Source organism: Nocardia sp. NPDC059228, from assembly GCF_042754245.1.
Lineage (GTDB): Bacteria > Actinomycetota > Actinomycetes > Mycobacteriales > Mycobacteriaceae > Nocardia.
In genome coordinates, this window is record NZ_JBHZAL010000006.1 from 1 (window position 1) to 18,316 (window position 18,316).

Annotated in this window: 14 protein-coding genes and 1 pseudogene; 4 read left to right on the forward strand and 11 right to left on the reverse strand. The window is 64.2% G+C overall.

Features of this window, described 5'->3' with window-relative positions; translation table 11 throughout:
• Window positions 1-1,069 (forward strand): annotated as a pseudogene (locus ACFXKA_RS12185) (IS630 family transposase); the annotation flags it as partial.
• A 368-nt stretch (window positions 1,070-1,437) separates the two neighbouring features.
• On the opposite strand, the gene ACFXKA_RS12190 reads toward ACFXKA_RS12185, so the two are convergent.
• Both ACFXKA_RS12190 and ACFXKA_RS12195 read right to left on the reverse strand, forming a co-directional pair.
• Complete coding sequence (locus ACFXKA_RS12190) at window positions 1,438-2,799, reverse strand: Ca2+-dependent phosphoinositide-specific phospholipase C (RefSeq protein ID WP_379427223.1); 1,362 nt, start codon at window positions 2,797-2,799, stop codon at window positions 1,438-1,440.
• Window positions 2,742-3,923 (reverse strand): NADH:flavin oxidoreductase, encoded by a 1,182-nt coding sequence (locus tag ACFXKA_RS12195; protein WP_379427224.1) that lies wholly within the window; start codon window positions 3,921-3,923, stop codon window positions 2,742-2,744. Before ACFXKA_RS12195 ends, ACFXKA_RS12190 begins: the two co-directional genes overlap by 58 nt.
• 89 nt (window positions 3,924-4,012) lie before the next feature.
• Between ACFXKA_RS12195 and ACFXKA_RS12200 the strand changes: the two genes are divergently transcribed.
• The gene (locus ACFXKA_RS12200; protein WP_379427225.1) at window positions 4,013-4,984 is read left to right on the forward strand and encodes an IclR family transcriptional regulator; all 972 of its coding nucleotides are present in this window, start codon (window positions 4,013-4,015) and stop codon (window positions 4,982-4,984) included.
• A gap of 581 nt (window positions 4,985-5,565) precedes the next feature.
• On the opposite strand, the gene ACFXKA_RS12205 is transcribed toward ACFXKA_RS12200, so the two are convergent.
• The 4 genes from ACFXKA_RS12205 to ACFXKA_RS12220 all read right to left on the reverse strand — a co-directional run bounded on the left by ACFXKA_RS12205 (window position 5,566) and on the right by ACFXKA_RS12220 (window position 9,254).
• On the reverse strand, window positions 5,566-6,666 hold the full coding sequence (locus tag ACFXKA_RS12205) for an MCE family protein (RefSeq protein WP_379427226.1): 1,101 nt from the start codon (window positions 6,664-6,666) through the stop codon (window positions 5,566-5,568).
• Window positions 6,667-7,304: 638 nt separating this feature from the next.
• Complete coding sequence (locus ACFXKA_RS12210; RefSeq protein ID WP_379427227.1) at window positions 7,305-8,444, reverse strand: serine hydrolase domain-containing protein; 1,140 nt, start codon at window positions 8,442-8,444, stop codon at window positions 7,305-7,307.
• Window positions 8,441-9,037 (reverse strand): QsdR family transcriptional regulator, encoded by a 597-nt coding sequence (locus tag ACFXKA_RS12215; protein WP_379427228.1) that lies wholly within the window; start codon window positions 9,035-9,037, stop codon window positions 8,441-8,443. The genes ACFXKA_RS12210 and ACFXKA_RS12215 overlap by 4 nt, the downstream gene beginning before the upstream one ends.
• Window positions 9,038-9,050: 13 nt before the next feature.
• Entirely contained in the window at window positions 9,051-9,254 is a 204-nt protein-coding gene (locus ACFXKA_RS12220) for a hypothetical protein (protein WP_379427229.1), read from the reverse strand.
• A 233-nt stretch (window positions 9,255-9,487) separates the two neighbouring features.
• On the opposite strand from ACFXKA_RS12220, the gene ACFXKA_RS12225 reads away from it, so the two are divergent.
• Entirely contained in the window at window positions 9,488-11,125 is a 1,638-nt protein-coding gene (locus tag ACFXKA_RS12225; protein WP_379427230.1) for a long-chain fatty acid--CoA ligase, read from the forward strand.
• A gap of 100 nt (window positions 11,126-11,225) precedes the next feature.
• On the opposite strand, the gene ACFXKA_RS12230 is transcribed toward ACFXKA_RS12225, so the two are convergent.
• The 3 genes from ACFXKA_RS12230 to ACFXKA_RS12240 all read right to left on the reverse strand — a co-directional run bounded on the left by ACFXKA_RS12230 (window position 11,226) and on the right by ACFXKA_RS12240 (window position 13,664).
• Window positions 11,226-11,465 (reverse strand): hypothetical protein, encoded by a 240-nt coding sequence (locus ACFXKA_RS12230; protein WP_379427231.1) that lies wholly within the window; start codon window positions 11,463-11,465, stop codon window positions 11,226-11,228.
• A gap of 166 nt (window positions 11,466-11,631) precedes the next feature.
• Window positions 11,632-12,495, reverse strand: a complete 864-nt coding sequence (locus ACFXKA_RS12235; RefSeq protein WP_379427232.1) for an SDR family NAD(P)-dependent oxidoreductase — start codon at window positions 12,493-12,495, stop codon at window positions 11,632-11,634.
• Window positions 12,496-12,647: 152 nt separating this feature from the next.
• A complete protein-coding gene (locus ACFXKA_RS12240) occupies window positions 12,648-13,664 on the reverse strand; it encodes an AraC family transcriptional regulator (RefSeq protein WP_379427233.1) in 1,017 nt (338 codons plus the stop codon).
• A gap of 422 nt (window positions 13,665-14,086) precedes the next feature.
• Here ACFXKA_RS12240 and ACFXKA_RS12245 point away from each other — a divergent pair, with 422 nt between their 5' ends.
• Complete coding sequence (locus ACFXKA_RS12245; RefSeq protein ID WP_379427234.1) at window positions 14,087-14,317, forward strand: hypothetical protein; 231 nt, start codon at window positions 14,087-14,089, stop codon at window positions 14,315-14,317.
• A 65-nt stretch (window positions 14,318-14,382) separates the two neighbouring features.
• Here ACFXKA_RS12245 and ACFXKA_RS12250 read toward each other — a convergent pair whose 3' ends face one another.
• Together ACFXKA_RS12250 and ACFXKA_RS12255 are read right to left on the reverse strand one after the other, a co-directional pair.
• Window positions 14,383-15,321: a sterol desaturase family protein gene (locus ACFXKA_RS12250; protein ID WP_379427235.1), complete on the reverse strand. Its 939-nt coding sequence runs from the start codon at window positions 15,319-15,321 to the stop codon at window positions 14,383-14,385.
• Window positions 15,322-16,727: 1,406 nt separating this feature from the next.
• Window positions 16,728-17,858, reverse strand: a complete 1,131-nt coding sequence (locus ACFXKA_RS12255) for a serine hydrolase domain-containing protein (protein ID WP_379427236.1) — start codon at window positions 17,856-17,858, stop codon at window positions 16,728-16,730.
• Window positions 17,859-18,316 lie beyond the last annotated feature (458 nt).

Here is an 18,316-nt window from a genome sequence, read left to right on the forward strand (position 1 = left end):
TGGCCGAGATCGTGTTGACCGGTGATGAGCGTGAGACGTTGCAGCGGTGGGCGCGTCGGGCGAAGTCGTCGCAGGTGCTCGCGGAACGATGCCGGATCGTATTGGGTTGTGCGGCAGGAAAATCCAATCAGGATGTGGCAGCCGAGTGGGTATCACGGCCCAGACGGTGGGTAAGTGGCGCACGCGTTTCGTGCAGAAACGTCTCGAGGGTCTGTCCGACGAGCCGCGTCCTGGACGGCCGCCGTCGATCCTGCTGGACAGGGTCGAAGAAGTGGTCACGATGACCCTGGAGCAGAAGCCGGCGGGTGCGACGCATTGGTCGCGGACCTCGATGGCCAAGCGAAGTGGCTTGTCGCCGTCGACGATTGGGCGGATCTGGAGCAAGTTCGAGCTGAAACCGCATGTGGCCGATGGCTTCAAACTCTCGACCGATCCGTTGTTCGTGGACAAGGTCGTCGATGTGGTCGGGCTGTATCACAATCCGCCGGAAAAGGCGGTCGTGTTGTGTGTCGACGAGAAGTCGGGTATTCAGGCACTGGACCGCTCACAACCGGTGCTGCCGATGATGCCCGGCATGCCCGAGCGATACTCCCATGACTACGTCCGCCACGGTGTGACCAGCCTGTTCGCGGCGTTCGACATCGCCGACGGAGCGGTGATCTCCAAGCTGTACTCCCGCCGCCGCGCCGCGGAGTTCAAGAAATTCCTCATTGCGATCGACAAGGCCGTGCCCGAGGAACTGGACGTGCACCTGGTCTGCGACAACTTGTCCACCCACAAGACACCGGCGATCAACGCCTGGCTGGCCAAACATCCACGCTTCCATATGCATTTCACCCCGACGGGCTCGTCCTGGCTCAACCAGGTCGAGCGCTGGTTCGGGTTCCTCACCGACCAACTCCTGCGCCGCGGAGTCCACAAAAGCGTTGCGGCACTGGACAAAGACATCACGACCTGGATCGAGCATTGGAACTCCGACCCGAAACCATTCGTCTGGCGAAAGACCGCGGAGGAGATCCTCGAATCACTCGCTAAATATCTTCAACGGATTTCAGGCGCGACACACTAGGTGGTCGTAACAGAACCGTCGTCAGGATTCCTCTTCGTCAAGGGTGCAATGGAGTCCTCTGCGCGGTCCATCTTCTGTCAACGGATTTGCCGTACCCGAATGCCAAGTCTCCGGTGTCCTCCTCGTCCGTGGATACGGTGAATCGCCTGGGAGTTGGTTCCTCCGTGGCCTCATCGGCGGAGGTTGAGGGAGTGCGGCCTGCATTCGGCTCGTGGGTGGCCGCGGTGAGGCTGTAGCGCAGGCCTTCGGCTTCGCCGACCGAGCCGTCGCGCTCGGCTTCGGCGATCCGGTCGGTTGAGGTTGGTCCGGATCTGTTGGAGCCGGCCCCGACCTGATCGGCGGTCAGGTCGGGGCCGGGCTACTCGAGCTCAGCGTCCGGAGTTCGGCTTGCCGCCGTGGGGACTGCCGCCGAGGTTTGAGAGGTGTTCTGGGTTCTCGATGTCGAGGGAGGTGCATTTCGCGGGCGCGTTGACGGGGTTGCAGCGTGCGGGTGTGCCGCCGGGCACGTCGACCTGGAAGGTGGGATCGTAGCGAGGATCCGGTTCGGGGAAGTCTGTGCTGACGATCTGTGCGCCGGATGCGAATGCCGCGTCGCGGCGGGCGATGTCGCCGGTGACGGCGTTTGCGTCGGCGCGGGTGCGAACGATGTAGCCCTGCCGGACGAGATCGGCGATCTTGGCATAGTCCTTGGGGTTTTCGACGCGCACGACCGCGGCATCGGGGTTGCCGGGTTCCGAAGCAGGGAACATGACCCGGCCTTTGAGACTGCCATCCGGGCGCAGGTAGTCGACCCGGTGCCGGTCGTCGACCAGGCAATTGCAGCTGATGAACATGAACTTCCCGCGAGAGTCGGCGAGGGTCGGCCATGCGTTGTCCTTGACGGCGGCTTCGAGCGTCGGGTGCTTGCCCTGGACATCGTCGGGGGTGATGAGTTTGTTGCCCAGCACGGAACGGATCTCCGCATCGAGACGGTTGTAGTCCGCGGGTCCCCACGGGGTCAGGGGCGGGTGGGGTTCTGTGCCCATCACGTCGATGTCCTTGATCTCGACGACGACCATGAACGGCAGGTGGCCCGGGTTCTGATCAGACCATGTCTTGAGCTCGCCGAGGCACTGTCTGAACTTCACACACGAGGTCTGCTGGTCGACCTGCGGGACGTGAAAGACCTTCAGCCCCGGCTCCTTCCAGGCCGGGTCGGCCATGGTGGTGGGTGCTCCCACCTCGGCGAGCATCGGTGCTTCGGCGTAGCGCCCACCGTCCGGATCGGCATAGACGTCGAACACCAGATGCCGGACACCCTGGTTGCCAAGTTGCTCGCGTAGGGGCTTGTGCCGGTAGTCGAGTGCCTTCGTGATCTGCTCGAGGGTGTATCCCGGGAAATTCGCGGTGACAGAGGATGGCAGACCCTGCGGGATCAGACCGGTGTGGTAGCTGTTGTGCGTACCCATGGTCTGCATCTGGTTCATCCGCAGGGTGTTATCGAGCGGGTACGGATTCTGCCCGGCGTTGCCGGTCGGCGCGGCAGTGCCGGTCGGTGTGACGACACTGGCGAACAGCGAGCACATCGCTGCGGCGATGCCGGCTCTGATGGCCCACCTGTATTTCGATGACGGCCGTGGAATGCGCATGGTTCTCCTTGGATCGGGTTGTTTTTGCTGTTGTTTCGGCTGAATCAGGAGGCGCGCTCGACGAGCACGCAGCGGGTACCGGAGAAGATCGTCGGCATGCACTTGTTGCAGTGGATGCACAGCGACTTCGTGCGGGATTCCGCCTGGATCCGGTTGGGCAGGTCGGGCTCGCGCAGCAGGGCGCGCGCCATCGCGACGAACTCGAACCCTTCGGCCATCGCGGTGTCCATGCCGGCCCTGTCCGTGACGCCACCGAGCAGTACCAACGGCATCTTCACCGCGGCACGGATCTGACGGGCCTCCGCGAGCATGAACAGCGGCTTGTAGGGATACGTCTTGATGAACGCCTTGCCGATCATCTGCACACCGAGCTTGACCGGCTGCGGCATCGCGTTCGCGAATTCGCGCACCGGGGCATCGCCTTTGAACAGGTACATCGGGTTCAGCAGCGAGCTGCCCATCGTGAGCTCGAGCGCGTCGAGGCTGCCGTCGACCTCGAGCCATTGGGCCACCTGGATCGCCTCGTCGATCCAAAAGCCGCCCGGTACACCGTCGTTCATGTTCAGCTTGGCGAGGACTGCGATCCGGTCGCCGACCGCCTCACGGACCGCACGCGCCGTCTCGCGCACGATCCGGGCCCGGTTTTCGAGCGATCCGCCGTAGTTGTCGGTGCGCTTGTTCAGCTTGGGGCTGAGGAACGAGCTGGCGAAGTAGTTGTGGCCGAAGTGGATTTCGACGGCGTCGAAGCCCCCCTCGATCGCGAACCTGGCCGCATCGGCGTGCGCCCGGGTTATGCGCGCGATGTCGGCGGCTGACGCCGCGTGAATCTTCTTCATGCTCATGGGGTTGAACGACATCGACGGCGCCAGTGCCGGCAGCCGGTTCGACTTCTCGTTCGCGACCGGACCTGCGTGCCCGATCTGCGCGGACGCGGCCGCCCCCTCGGCGTGGATAGCATCGGTGAGTCTGCGCAGACCCGGCACCACCTCCGGCCGCATCCACAATTGACCGCGCTCGGTGCGTCCCTCGGGCTGCACCGCGCAGTACGCCACGGTGGTCATGCCGACCCCGCCCGCGGCGGGCTGACGGTGGAACTCGATCAACTCATCGGTGACCAGCGCATCGGGGGTCCGTCCTTCGAACGTCGCGGCCTTGATGATGCGGTTACGCACGGTGATCGGGCCCAACTTGGCTGGTTCCAGTACGTCGGGATTGGTGGGGCTCATGATCGTGTTCTCCGGTTGGCGGTGATCGGGCTCGGTCCGTGCCGGAGGTGGATCTGGTTCCCAGCCGGCCGATGTGTTACAAAATATGAATGCAGAATTCCAATAAGGCGGGTGATTCTAAGCACACTTCGCCTACGGACTCAAGGGCCGGCGGCGGCGAATACGGTGCCCGAACCGCTGTCGACCGGAAGTCGCCGCCGACCGAGCGGGTCGTACAGATCCTCAATCTGCTGGCAGACGCGCCGCGTGAAAGGCTCACGCTCACGCAGGTCGCGGCTGCTCTCGGCCTGAACAAACCCACCTGTCTGGGTATCCTCACCGCGCTGACGGAAGCGGAATTCGTCACGCGAGATGACGCGAAGTCGTACGGACTTGGGCCGGCGCTGCTTCGCCTCGGGTCGGCGGCCGAATCCGGCCTTGCCAACCTCGATCTCGTGCGCCCGATCGTCGCCGAGCTGCACGATCGTCTGGGTGTGAGCTGCGTCCTCAGTACCATTCATGACGGCCAGATCGTGATACTCGACAGACTCGGTGCCGCGATGGCCGGCGACCGCCGCGACCTGGTCGGTGAGAGACTGCCCTTGGCTCCGCCACTCGGGCTGGTGAACATCGCCTGGGAGCCCGACATCGTCGTCGACGCATGGCTGGGCCGGCAGCCGCTGATCCCGCTGGAGGCAGGTCACGAGACCGTTCGCGCCATCATCGACGGCGGCCGCCGGCGCGGCTACATCGTCGAGCGCCTACCGACGTCCATCGCGTCGACCGTCGTCCTCGCGACCGTGCTGGCCTCGGGAATGCCACAGCGAATCATCGACGAGCTATGCCGGAATCTTCCCGCGACAGACTGGTCCGAGTACCTCGCGACAATGCCCGCCGACTCGACCGCCACAGTCTCCGTTGCTCACATCAGCGCGCCCATTTTCGATCAGCACCGCGGTCAGCAGTACACCCTGACCCTCGTTCCCGAGCGCACGGACGCAACCCTGACCCAATGCGAGGAATGGGCCACCGCGCTGACGCATGCAGCCCATAAAGCCACCCTGGCCCTCGGGGGGCGCTAGTAACGCTCGGTCACATCGGTGGACCTCGTACCTGCGGAAACCTGCGAAATCGATCGGCAGGGCAGAGTGCGAGGCCACCCTCGATCGATGCCCGAAATGGAGCCGAGTACTGAGCAGGGGGTTATCGGAGGTCGGTCCTGCGAGCGTGTCTGAGGTTATTCGGTTCCGGAACGCGAGTTGAGGTGTGAACAGGGCGTTTGACGTGCGGATATTCGACTGCATCGCGGTCGAATTCCGAAGCGGATTAGCCTCTGCGAAGAAGTAGGGCAGCGCGCGTATCGCTGCTGGTAGAGACTCTGCTGAGCCCCCACCCGGACACCGGATGGGGGCTCAGTCGATTCCGCCGGCTCCGCGGGCTGGCCGGTTCGGTCAGTGCGGTATGCGGCTAGTTGGAGGGTATCCGCCTGACTGCCAAGGACTGGTAATCATGAGGGCGCGAGCGTCGGCGACGATTTCCTCGAATGCATCCGGATGGCTCTGCGCGGGTCGGAGCGAGCCTCGGAATTCTGCAGACCCCTCGGAGGGCACTCGGTTACGACTGACCAGGTGAGTGCATCGAGCTTCTGCGGTCATCCCGTTCGTCAACGGGTCAGTCCGAGCAGTGCTGCGGTGATTCCGAAATCGGGCCCGAAGTCTTCGATGCGGCCGGTGCGGCAGCCGTCGGAACGCATCTGGATGCGTTCGCAGAAGAGGCTGACCATCTCACCGTTCCCGAAAGTGGTGCCGAGCAGGGCGTGGCCGCGGACGTATTGCTGGTCTCGGTTCACGGATCGGTCGATGTTCTGGAAGAGCAGTGGCGTGATATCGACCATCTCGGTCAGGCCGGTGGCGTTTGCGCGTAGTTGGGCAGTGACGGTGGTGAGTGTGGAAAGGGTTCCCGCGAGCTGATCCTGGTACTGGCTGAATGCTCCGCTGGTGTTGCCGAGTGTCGCGTTGAGTCGGTCGAGGGTGGCCTGCAGGCCCGGGGATTGCTGGGCCACTAGCGTCGAGAGCTGCGTCATCTTGTCGCTGAACTCGCGGACTGATTGGTCGTTGTCGGCCAGCATGGCGGTCAGCTCGTTGAGTTTGCCAATGACGCCGGCGATCGCACCGCCGTTGTCTGTGTTGGCTTTCAGTGCCCCGGACAAGGCTGCGAGGGTGTCCCGGATCTTTTCGCCCTGCCCGTTGACCATCGGGTAGAGCACCCGCCCCGAGAGCGGCCCGTCGTCGGTGCCGTTCTCGGGTTTAAGGGCAGCGGCGAATTGATCGATGGTTTTGATCATCGTATCGAGCTCGACGGGAGTGCGTGTCTGTTCAACGGGCAGGTGCGCGTTGTCCGGCAGTGTCGGGCCGCCGGTGTAGCGGGGTGTGAGTTCGACGTGCCGGTTGGTGATGATCGATGGTGAGACCAGTGCTGCCACAACATGTTCGGGCATCTGAACCGAGGGATCGACGCTTATGTGGACTTCGTTGTAGGCGCCGTGTGGGACGATCTTATCCACGGTCCCGACCTCGAGTCCGAGCACGGTGACGGGGTTTCCTTCGAAAATGCCTGCGGTATTGCGGAAGTCGGCGGACAGGTGGTTCGAGGGCCGGATCGGCCGGTCGCGCGCAGAACCCCAGTACAGCAGTGCCGCGGCAGCGACTGCGGCGACGAGGCCGATACGGAGCAGGAGTGTTCGGACTTGGGGCAGTATGGTCATTGCGCGTGAGCCTCTCGCCGGCCACAGCGCGTGTAGAACTCACCAGGGGCCGGCGATGGTCGGTGGGCTGCGGCTCGCATGGTGTTTCTCCGAATGTCGAATCGATCGATGAAGCCGCTGCTGCGAGATACAACAGCAGTTGTGTGAAACCGTCGGGGTGCGAGCAGATTCGGATACTGAGTGCCGTGTCCGGGACGGTTGGTTCAGTAAGCGGACGGCTGGGCGCTACACCGCGGAGCTCTGTGTGCCGGTGCAGGCCAAGCGCGATCGCGGCTCCCCGGATCCGCCTGACCCACTCGCATCTCGGCGCTACCGATCACGGTCCATAGAACAGTCGTTCGCACGGCAGGCGCGGCAGCACAGGACTGTCGGCGATGGTGTCGTGTATCAATCCGATTGTGCACCAATGCTTTCGCCTCCAATCGTGGATCAAGTTGCGTACTGCCGCCGCAGTGGCCGTGTAGTCGAAGACCACGCCGGCCAGCCAGATTCGCACGTGGACATCACCTTCGGGTGAGAACCATTCCTCGGCAGTCACGGCCGATCGCCTTCCCCAGCCATTAGCGTGTCAACCTTTCCGGGCGAAGCACTAGCCCGGCTCTCGAGGAACGGCGGCCGGGCTGGTTACGGCGGCGGGATCAGGCGTTGGTCACCTGGTAGACGGTGCGCAGGTACGCCTCGCTGCGGGGTGAACCGATGAGGCCGGCGCCCATTTTGTTCATCGCGTAGGTGATGGTCATGCGGCGGTCCAGATCCATCACGACCATTGAGCCGCCCCAGCCTCCCCAGAAGCAGATCCGTTCGTCGGGGATGTACGGGACGAGGCGCTTGTGCGGCAGGCCGTACCCGATGCCGAAGCGCAGCGGGACGCCCAGCACCCTGTCGGGTCCGTTGCTCTGTTCTTCGAAGATCAACTCGATCGTGGCGGGGGTCAGCAAGGTGATGTCGTCGACGGTTCCGCCGCGTGGAATGACGGACATGATGCGCGCGAGGGAGCGCGCGTTGCCGTGACCGTTGTACGCGCCCAGGTCCGCGCGCCGCCACGGCGCGGTGTTCGCGGCGTCCGCATCGAGTGGGGGTGTGCCGAGGGTTTTGCGAAGCAGGTTGTCCTCGGGCAGCGCGGTGAGGTCGAACGGAAGCGGCGGCGGGGCAACGACATCGGCGATGCGGGGCCAATCGGTTTCGCGCGCACCGATCTGGAAATCAGCGTCCAGAGGATCGGCGATTTCCTCGGCGACGAACTGCGCGAGGGTCTTGCCCGTGACCCGGCGAACGACTTCTCCGAGCAACTGGCCGAAGTTCTGCGCGTGGTATCCCGACGCGGTTCCCGGCTCCCACCACGGCGCCTGCGCGGCCAGCTGCGCGCTGGCCAGCTCCCAGTCGTAGAGGTCGTCGAGGCCGAAGGGCGGCTCCCAGCCCGAGACACCGGAGGTGTGCGAGAGCAGGTGGCGCAGTTCGATGTGTTTTTTGCCGTTGGCGGCGAATTCGGGCCAGTACTTCGAGACCGGTGCGCGCACGTCGAGTAGCCCGCGGTCCACCAGCATCAGCACTGCCAGGCTGGTGACCGTTTTGGTGCAGGACCATACGTTGGTGATGGTGTCCTTCTCCCAGGGCCGGGTTCGTTGGCTGTCGCTGTAACCGCCCCACAGGTCGACCACGGTCTCGCCGTCGATGTCGATGACGATCGAGGCACCCAGTTCCTCGCCCGAGGCGATGTTCTGCTCGAATGTTGTTCGTAGCTGGTCGAATTGGGGGCTACATTGCCCGGACGCAGTCATGAGTAGATCCCTTTCGGTGTATAGGTCGGATCACCCAGCAGTGCCGCGACCGCGAGGGCGGCTTTGGCTGCGTCGGGGTCGTCTCCGGTGATCAGGTCGGCGTAGATGAACGATTCGCCGATGCGTGCGATCAGGTAGGCCAGGTCGTGCGCGGACATCGGATGGATGAGGTGCCCGCGGTCCAGTTCCTGCTGTACCACGCGCTCGATGGCGTTGACGATTTCGTGCTGGACCGGGCTGTCCTTGGTGGTGAGCAGCCGCAGCGCTCGTTCGGGTTCGCGGCGCAGGAACGTCCGGAAGAACGGCGCGTCGATCAGCGCCTGCCCGAACATTCGCGTCACGTCCGCGATCCGGGCGACGCCGGTTCGGGTCGTCGCCGCCACCGCGGCGCGGTGAGTCGGTTCGGCCAGCGACCACAGGATCGTCGCGAGCAGCTGGTCACGATTGCCGACCCAGCGGAACAGTGTCGACCGGTCGACGCCCAGTTCGGCGGCAAGCTTCTGCATGTCCAGCCGGTCGCCGTCCAGGAATTTGCGCCGCGCGACGGCGACTGCCTGATTGCCGAGAGCTTTGTTGTGACCGAGACCACTCATGAATGCAACATACTCATATCTGATGCAACGAATCAAGTGTTTGTTGCGCGAGGGTTAACCCTGAGGGCGTAATCGCCTGCTGGCGCGTCCGCCAGGCGGCGCGATCGTCGAGAGTGAGACCGGCCTGATCCACGAATGGATCCAGGAGGGTCACTTCCGCCCGGTGACTGCTGTTGTTTCGGGCGCTGTCGCTCAAGGTCAAATTCTTGTCGCGCACAGACAAGTTCTTGTCGCCTGTGCTGCCAAAACTTGGTGCTCATCACCCCGCCGCGAAGTCCGCGGCCGGGAACGGTACCCGCCGGCGTCGGCCTGGCTGGGCGAGGTCCGCCACCAGCATCGGCGAGGGCCAGGAAGGCAACGGCGCGTTCCTGGGCTCGAGCCGAGCACCGGCTCACCCGCCGCACCGCGGACGACGCGACGCGGCCAATGCACGAAGGAGACGCTGTACCGATGTTGAGCACCATGCATGACGAGCCGCTCTCGCTCGCGACGCTGCTGAAATACGCAGCGACAACCCACGGCGAGAGCACCGTGTCCACCTGGACCGGTTCTGGCGTGCGGACCATGACCTACCGCGAGATGGGTTCCGAGGCGGCACGCCTGGCGAATGCACTGCGCCGCTTGGGTATCGGCGTTGGTGACCGGGTCGGCACCTTCATGTGGAACAACAACGAGCACCTGGTCGCGTACATCGCGGTGCCCGCCATGGGCGCGGTGCTGCACGCGCTCAACATCCGCCTGTTCCCCGAGCAGTTGGTGTATGTGGCCAACCATGCCGAGGATCGGGTCGTGATCGTGGACGGCTCGCTGGTGCCGATGTTCGCGCAGTACCTGCCCAACTTGAAGACGGTGCGCCACGTGATCGTCGTCAACGGGGATGCTGCCGCGCTCGCGGCCCTCGAGGGTGTGCAGGTGCATTCCTACACCGACTTGCTCGCCGCCGCGGCCGGAACGTTCGACTACCCGATCCTGGACGAAAAGTCCGCCGCAGCAATGTGTTACACCTCCGGCACGACAGGGGATCCGAAGGGTGTCGTGTATTCGCATCGCTCCAACTGGCTGCACGCGATGCAGGTGTGCTCTCCGATGGGCATGGGCTGCAACGATTCCGATCTCGTGTTGGCGATCGTGCCGATGTTCCACGCCAACGCCTGGGGCCTGCCGTATGCGGCGTTGATGTCGGGCGCGAACCTGCTCATGCCCGACCGCTTCCTGCAACCAGGACCGCTGCTCGAGCTCATTGCCGACCAGAAACCGAATTTCGCGGCGGCCGTACCGACCATCTGGGGTGGTGTGCTGGCCGCGCTGGCGGCCGCGCCGCAGGACATCTCGCACCTGCACAGCGCGGTGGTGGGCGGATCAGCTGTGCCGCCATCGATGATGCGCACCTTCCAGGAACAGCACGGCGTGCGCATCCTGCAGGCCTGGGGCATGACCGAAACCTCACCGCTGGGTAGTGTCGCCCACCCGCCTGCCGAGGCCCGCGGCGAGCGCGAGTGGGAATTCCGCTACACCCAGGGCCGTTTTCCCGCCGGCGTGCAGGCGCGTCTGGTCGGCGACGACGGCACCGTGCTGCCTCATGACGGACAAGCAGTGGGCGAGTTACAGGTTCGCGGACCGTGGATCACCGCGTCCTACTACTCACCCGAGGGCGTGGTCGTCGACGCGGATAAATTCGATGACGGCTGGCTGTGCACCGGCGACGTCGGCACGATCAGCCCCCGCGGGTTCCTCACCTTGGTCGATCGCGCCAAGGACGTGATCAAGTCCGGCGGGGAGTGGATCTCTTCGGTCGACCTGGAAAACGCCGTCATGGCGCACCCGGGCGTCGCCGAGGCCGCGGTCATCGGCGTGCCGGACGACAAATGGGACGAGCGGCCATTGGTCGTGATCGTGCTCGAGGAAAACACCGACGCCACCGCCGAACAACTGCGGGAATTCCTCGCCGACAAGTTCGCCAAGTGGCAGCTCCCCGAGCGATGGACATTCCTGGCCGAGGTTCCCAAGACCAGCGTCGGCAAGTTCGACAAGAAGCGTCTGCGCGCCCAGTACGCCGACGGTGACCTGACTGTCACCACCCTGCCCTGACCCCAGGTCTTCGACCTGCTGACCCCGATCAACCCAAGCTGGTCGGGGTCGAGGGCGAATCCGGCGATCACCCCGACGACTCGCCGGACCCTGCTCGAAATCACCACAGTGAATGGCCCCTGCTCGAAACCACCACGCGCGGAACGGAGTTCACATGTCTCAGGTACACCAGGATCGCGAAGACAACCGGTGCCAGCACAGAAGCGACGTCGAAATCGTCGCTCAGCTCAGCCATCCCGCCCTGCGCCGGCTCGCCGCAGCGGCCGAAGGGCTCTCCGATACCGCGCTCGATCAGATCATCGCGATCGTGGATATCATCCGGGTCATCGAAGGCGTCCATACCTGCGTCTGCGATATCTGACGAACGCGCGGACCATCGCAGGCAATCGGCCACAGCATCGGACCAGTCGCAGCGGCGAGATCACCGCTCAGCGAAACCGCCCGGCCTGCAAGACCATCACGGCGATGATGCCGCTCGTGTCGCGGGCGGCAACATCGCCAGAACTTCAGAGCATTCGTGCGGGGCGGCGTTTGCCTTTGCGTCCGGGGCTCAAGCGTTGCAGCACCGACAGATACGAGGCCGGGAACAGCCTGGCTACGACATCGGCCGTGACGGCGGAGGAAGCGATCAGCACGCGGGGTTTGCGACGCTCGACGCCGTCGAGAATCTGCTCGGCGGCCTTGTCTGCTGGATAGGTGAGGAGTTTGGTGAACGCCGCCCGCCCGGCCCGTATCTGATCGTCGTTGGCTGCTCCGGCGATGCGGGCGGTTTCGGCGATCCGAGTGCGGATTCCGCCGGGATGCACAGTGGTGACGCCGACGTCTTGATTGGCGAGTTCGTGTCGCAGTGCCTCGCTGAACCCGCGCAAGGCGAACTTACTTGCGGCGTAGGCGCTTTGCCCCGGTGGGGCGATGAGCCCGAACAGGCTCGAGACATTGACGATGTGGCTGCCCGGTGCCGCGAGCAGGGTCGGGAGCAGCAGCCGGGTCAAGACGACCGGGGCGCGGAAGTTGATGTCTTGAACCCATTCGAATTCGTCGGCCGCGAGATCTGTGAATCCACCCCCCAATGCCACTCCGGCGTTGTTGATCAACAAGGTGATTCCCCGATGCCGGGCCAGGATCGTCGCGACCATCACCTCCACGCCTTCGCGATCGGCCAGGTCGACCACGTAGGTGTCCACCACCCGGTCCGGGTAGGCCTGCCCGAGCACGTCTTCGACGTCAGCGAGGCGGTCGGCGTCACGGTCGACCAGGACCAGGTTGCTCCCACGTTCGGCCAGCCGGTATGCCATCTGTTCGCCCATGCCGCTCGCGGCGCCGGTGACCAACGCGGTGGCCCCCTCGAATGCGTAGGGGGGAAGAGACATCGGTTCTCCTTCAACAGTGGCGCGAGGGTTGCTTGGCCCCCAGTCTGTTGCGGCGAACCTGCTGTTACTTGATTGGAGATGACAACTATTTAGCCCTGAGCGACAGCACAGGGCTCAGTCTGACCAGCCATAAGAACCGCGATAACGCCAGTTCAGCGTGCTTGAGCGCTGCGGCGCACTTCGCGCGGCGTGGCGTTCCACCATCGTCGGCAGCATCGAGTCAGGGTGGCTTGTTCGGTCAGCCCGACCATGGCGGCCACCTGGCTCATCGGCATATCAGTGGTGGTGAGGTAGCGGCGGGTCTGGTTGCGGCGGACCTCGTCGAGAATGGCGGCGAACGAGGTGTCCTCCGCGGACAGCCGCCGTTGCAGCGTGCGCGGATGCACCGCCAAAACCTTTGCTACGACACCGATCTCTGTCGGCGCGGTGCCCAGCGACTGCTGCAGCACGTGCTGTACCTGTGCCGCGACCGACGGTGCGGGACGGAACGGAGCCTGTTCGGCCAAGAAGGTCAACGCCGAGCGCATCAGTGTCTCGTCCGCACCAGACAGAGGAAGGGTCGTGATGCTGCGCGGCACCCGCAACATGGCCGCCGGACGCGCGATCTGTACCGGTGCGCCGAAGAACCGCTCGTACCGGTCGATCGGTGCGCGCGGCCGATACGGCAGGTCCACCGACCGCAGCCCGTACCGGCCTCCCAGCAGGAATTCGAGGGCGCGATGAACGAAGCCGAGTCCCAGATCCACCCCTTGCACCGAGACGACCCGCTCATCCGGCGCGACCCTGTATCGCAGAGCCAACACCCCTCGTGCCCCGTTCGGATCTGCCTCCGCCGCGATGCTCATTCCCCGGGCATGCAGGAACAGGTACCGCGACGTGCATTCGAGCACGGTGGCGACAGTCGGTGCGTTCCGGATCGCCAAAGCCAGCGGGCCCAGCGATCCCAGATCCTGGCGCATGGCCACCCGCAATCCGAGATCCGGGCAGTCCAGCACCTGTGCGGCGGACTCGAGGACCCTGGCAACGGTGAGGTCCGAGACGAGCACGTCGTCACTGTCGAGAGCGACCGGCGAGAGCCCTGCCCTCGCAGCCAGCTCGTCCGCGTCACCACCAAGCTCGGCCACGGTGGCGCGGAACCCCCGCAGCGCGGCGGAACGGATCGTCGACATGTCGGCCAGTATTAAATCTCAGTCATCACAGGGCAAGGAAGCCAATCTCGGTCAGCATGCAATTGGAGCCATCTCAGTGTGTTGCTGGGTGCCGGCGTCAGCTGCCCGATTGTTTCAAGAGGTTATTCGGCTCCGGAACTCGAGGTACTCCGCTCGTGAACCGGCCCTGCGACGTGGCCATCTACGGAAGATGCTGTGTAACAGCACATTCGAGATGGTGGGTTTCAGATCATGCTGATCATCGATGCACATTTGGGATTCAACGTCAATGGGGTCGAGTTCAGATTCAACGTCTGAGCCTCTGCGAAGAAGTAGGGCGGCGCGTGTATCGCTGCTGGTAGAGACTCTGCTGAGCCCCCGTCCGGTTCCCGGGTGGGGGCTCGGCCGTTCCGTCGGAGCAGGCGTCAGCGCAGGAGAAGGGGATGATCCTCGACGTGACCGCTCTCGGCCGCCACGATCCCCTCGGTGCCGACATCCCGTACGTGCGCGCCACCGACGGCTGGATGTTCGAGCTGCCCGAAGAGTTGCGGGAGTGGGCGAGGTTCGTCATCGGAGGCAATCCGCACAACCTCCAGCCCGGATACTCGTCGGAGTTCCCGTGTCGGATCGAATTCGGGGTGCGCGACGGCCGCATGTACGCCGAGATGCTGTAGCCCGCATGGGGGCCGAAGACCGGGAGACCGGGTGAGAGAGCAGTTCGCCGAGCTCAACGCCATCCTCACGCGCCAGCGCGGGATCCCCGAACAAGAGGACCTGATGGCGGTCTGGGACCGCGTTCATCGCCGCCGGCTCCCGCGCCGACCGCAGGCAACCCAGCCGAGGTGCCGGGCGGGCCGAAGATGGCACGCAGGACGGGGCGGGTGCCGCGGGCCTCGCCGATGTCGGTGAGCATGGCCAGCAATTCGTGGAAGTTGGTTTTGATCGGGTTGAAGGTGTTGATGTTCTTCGTGAGGCCGTAGGTGACGGGCGCGGATTCGTGGGCGTAGGTGCCGAACAGGCGATCCCAGATGATCAGGATCCCGCCGTAGTTCTTGTCCAGGTAGGGGTTGTCGGCGCCGTGATGGACCCGGTGATGGGAGGGGGAGTTGAAGAGGTATTCGACGGGTTCGGGGAGGAAGCCGATGCGTTGGGTGTGCAAGGGCCACTGGAACATCGAGGTGACCATCAGCCAGAACATGATGATCAGCGGGGGGACACCGATCAGGGCGGCGGGGATGTAGGCCGCGTTGTAGAGGAAGGTCGCGAACGGCATCAGCGCCGGCATTCGCACGGCCGTCGACATATTGAACTGCTCGCTGGAATGGTGCACGCTGTGCGCGGTCCAGAGGATGCGGACGCGGTGTTCGGCGCGGTGGCCCCAGTAGTAGCAGAAATCGGTGGCCAGTACACCGATCACCCAAGTCCACCAGCGGTCGACGGGGAGGTGGACCGGGGTCAGCGCGGCGGTGACCAGGAGGAAGGAGAACGGGACGAACAAGTTCTCCAGTGGCACGGTTATTTTGCTGACCAGGCCGATTACCAAGCTGTTCGCGGTATCCGGAGCATAGAACCCACGCTTCCGATCCCCGCCCGCGCTGCGCCGCCAGGCCACCCATTCGACGATCATGGCCAGCAGGTTCACGGGTACCGCGAAGAGGAGAATGCGACTGAAATCCACCGTGAGTCCTAGTCCGAATTCATCTGACAGGGTCGGGGGGTTCGACTATGAGACGCCGCCTCCGTGCAGGTTGCACGCGTTGTATCTCGGGTCCCAGTACATATTTCCGGTGCATCCGTGCAGTAGGTTGGCGAGCCAGCCTGACTCCGCCGACCCAGTTCCCGATCCTGTTGATGTCCCCGGCGTGGCCGTAGTGGTCGCCGCGACTGGTGCGGCGGTGAGGGGTGTGGCAACGGCCGCGCCCTTGGCCACGGCCAGTCCAGCGAAAAGCGCAGCCGCGGCGAGAGATCCGCGAAGCAGTGTTCGATTGTCGTTCTTGGACACCATAAGTCCCCCGATCCTGAAGAGATAACGCCCCGACCCTAGCGATTCCGAATCGCGCATATTTCACATCAGATGCCCCCACTTCCATGGGCAACGCTCGTCGAGCGGCGCAAATTGGAGGCCAAATCGGGCAATCCCGTCCAGGGTGGCGTACCTGACCCCCCTTAAGCTGCCGCCGCGATCGTCGGCCTCCTTGACCGCGAATAGGGGTCATCGAGCTGTGGTTGTAGCACCACACCGCGCGGCGTGGCGCCCCGACCGTGGGCAGGAGTGCACCTACGATGATCAGCGGTTTCCAGGTCGGCCACGTCCTGGTGACCGCTCTGGAGATTGCCCGCCCCGCCCGGTCTGTTCCAGCAGGTCCCTGCCCGGGCGGGCACCCGTGGTGAGAACGCCCGCGGATCATCTCGTCATCGAGATCTACGACAGCCCCGACATCAGGTTCGACGTCAGCAGACAGGCCGATGTTGTCGCTGATCGCGCCGAACGACACGAAGCGATGAGTCCAGGCAGTGCCGTGCTCTTCTGGGTGCATGTCGCGCCAGGTCACGAGTGAAAGCTCCGTCTGCGTGTGACGGCCGGCCTCGCGGGTAGAGAGTGGCAACCTACGCTGCTCCCCGAACTTGATGTGGTTGTCTGACTTCAATGAGGAATCCCAGGTGTCCCTAGAGCCACCCGAACCGGCCGCATCTGACCTCCCGATAGGCCCAAGTTCCAGCGGGTAATTCAGGGCGTTCGTTGTCGGCGACGGGCGTGGCGCCGCAACACGAGAGGTTATTTGGCTTCGGAATGCGACCCACCTTGGAAAGGGCCGCGCTGCTGCTGCGGCTGGGTCGGCTGAAGATGTTGGACAGCATGATGTTTCATGGCCCGGCCAGTATGCGCGGGGCTTGTGTGGGTGGCTGGCGATGCGTATCTCCTCGTGGAGGTCAAGGGGGTCGAGTTCAGATTCAACGTCTGAGCCTCTGCGAAGAAGTAGGGCAGCGCGTGTATCGCTGCTGGTAGAGACTCTGCTGAGCCCCCGTCCGGTTCCCGGGTGGGGGCTCAGCCCTGTCGGCGGTCCGCGCGAAGACCCGGCTCGGTCAGCGGATACCGGGCGTGCGCGGGTCCGGACCGAGGCAGGCTTGAATGACGCAGCCCGGCGCGGTATCCGCGAACGGCGGTGCCAACGGGTAGTTCAGGCAGCTGAAGACATTGCAGCCCGGATATGCCGCGGGCCCGACGCCGAAGACCGCGATCAGCAGATTCGTATCCACGGACGGGCTCGAATCCGCGCGCGGCGGCGGTTCGACATACGGACCGGGATCGGGCACCAGGGGGTCTTGGAATGCCGCGAACAATCTGCGCAAGAATTCGTGCGCCAGCTCCGTGGTGTCCTCCAGAGCCTCCTCGATGCCCTGGCTGCTGACACTTCCGAAGAGTCCGGTCCACACCACCGTCAAATCCAGACTCGGCACGATGAAGATGTTCTGCATGCCGAGTCCGACCATGAAATACACGTCGGCGGGCTTGAAGTCCTGGGACTCTTCGCATCCGAGGCCGATCCAGAGCAGGTAGCCAAAACACTTGTTCGCTGGTGACGGCTGGCGTGCCATGCGCAGATAAGTCTCGGAGACGAGTTGCTGCGTGCCCCAACGCCCGTTATTGCTCATCAGCAGACCGAGCTTCGCGAAATCGTTCGGCGGGATCATCAGATGGGCATAACCGTAGGTGTGCCCGGCGCGATCGCGCGCCCAGTAATAATCACCGCGTTCGATGCCGAGCGGATCGAAAAGCTCACGCTGCGCGAACTGCTGCAATGGCTCGCCCATGGCCAACTCGATGACATAGGCGAGCAGATCGACATCGCGCTCGCTGTAGCTGAATACCGCACCCGGCGGATTGTCCAACGGCACCCCGAGCGCCTGCACGGCACCATTCGGATCGATCGGAATCACCCCGGTGACACCCTCGGTAAGTATATCGGCCGCCAGGCCGGACGATTCGGTCAGCAGATTCTCCACGGTGATCGACCGATGCTGCTCATCACCGAGTCCGGGCGGCAGGTACCGATCGATCGGTGCCTCGAGATCGAGTTTCCCCTGATCCCATGCTATTCCGGCGAGCAGGGAGATAACGCTCTTCGTCGCACTCCAGATATTCCACGCGACATTGCCGGTCTCGTCGTTCGTCGGCCCCTCGCCGATCAGGCAGTTGTGCCGGAACACCTGCATATTCAACCGATTACGCCCACTGGCGAACGTCAAGGCGTCCGCGAGCAGTCCCGAATCCAGTCCAACCTGTTCCGGAGCCGCCCGTTCCGGGTCCCGCCCGGACGACACCTCACACGACCGCTGCTCGGCGGGCGCGGCCTGCGCACCCCCGGCGAAAACGCTCCCAGCGACCATCGATATCGCCGCAATTCCGGCCAGGAATCTGTACATGCGACCCATAGCTCGAGGCTATCGCCCCCGGCAGCGCCAGAGCGGACAACAGGCTGAATAAAGTTCAGCCGAATGCAAACCGGGTGTGCCGCTCAACGTCGAATATTCCAAGATTCCTCTTCGAGGACATCAGCGGCGTGTTCGTGCCGTGAACCATCCGGTGCCCATAGGAAGGCTTCTTGGGAGGGGGTGGACAGCTGGGGAGCAACGGTGTATCGCTATTGATGAAGTGCCGATCATCCACCTGA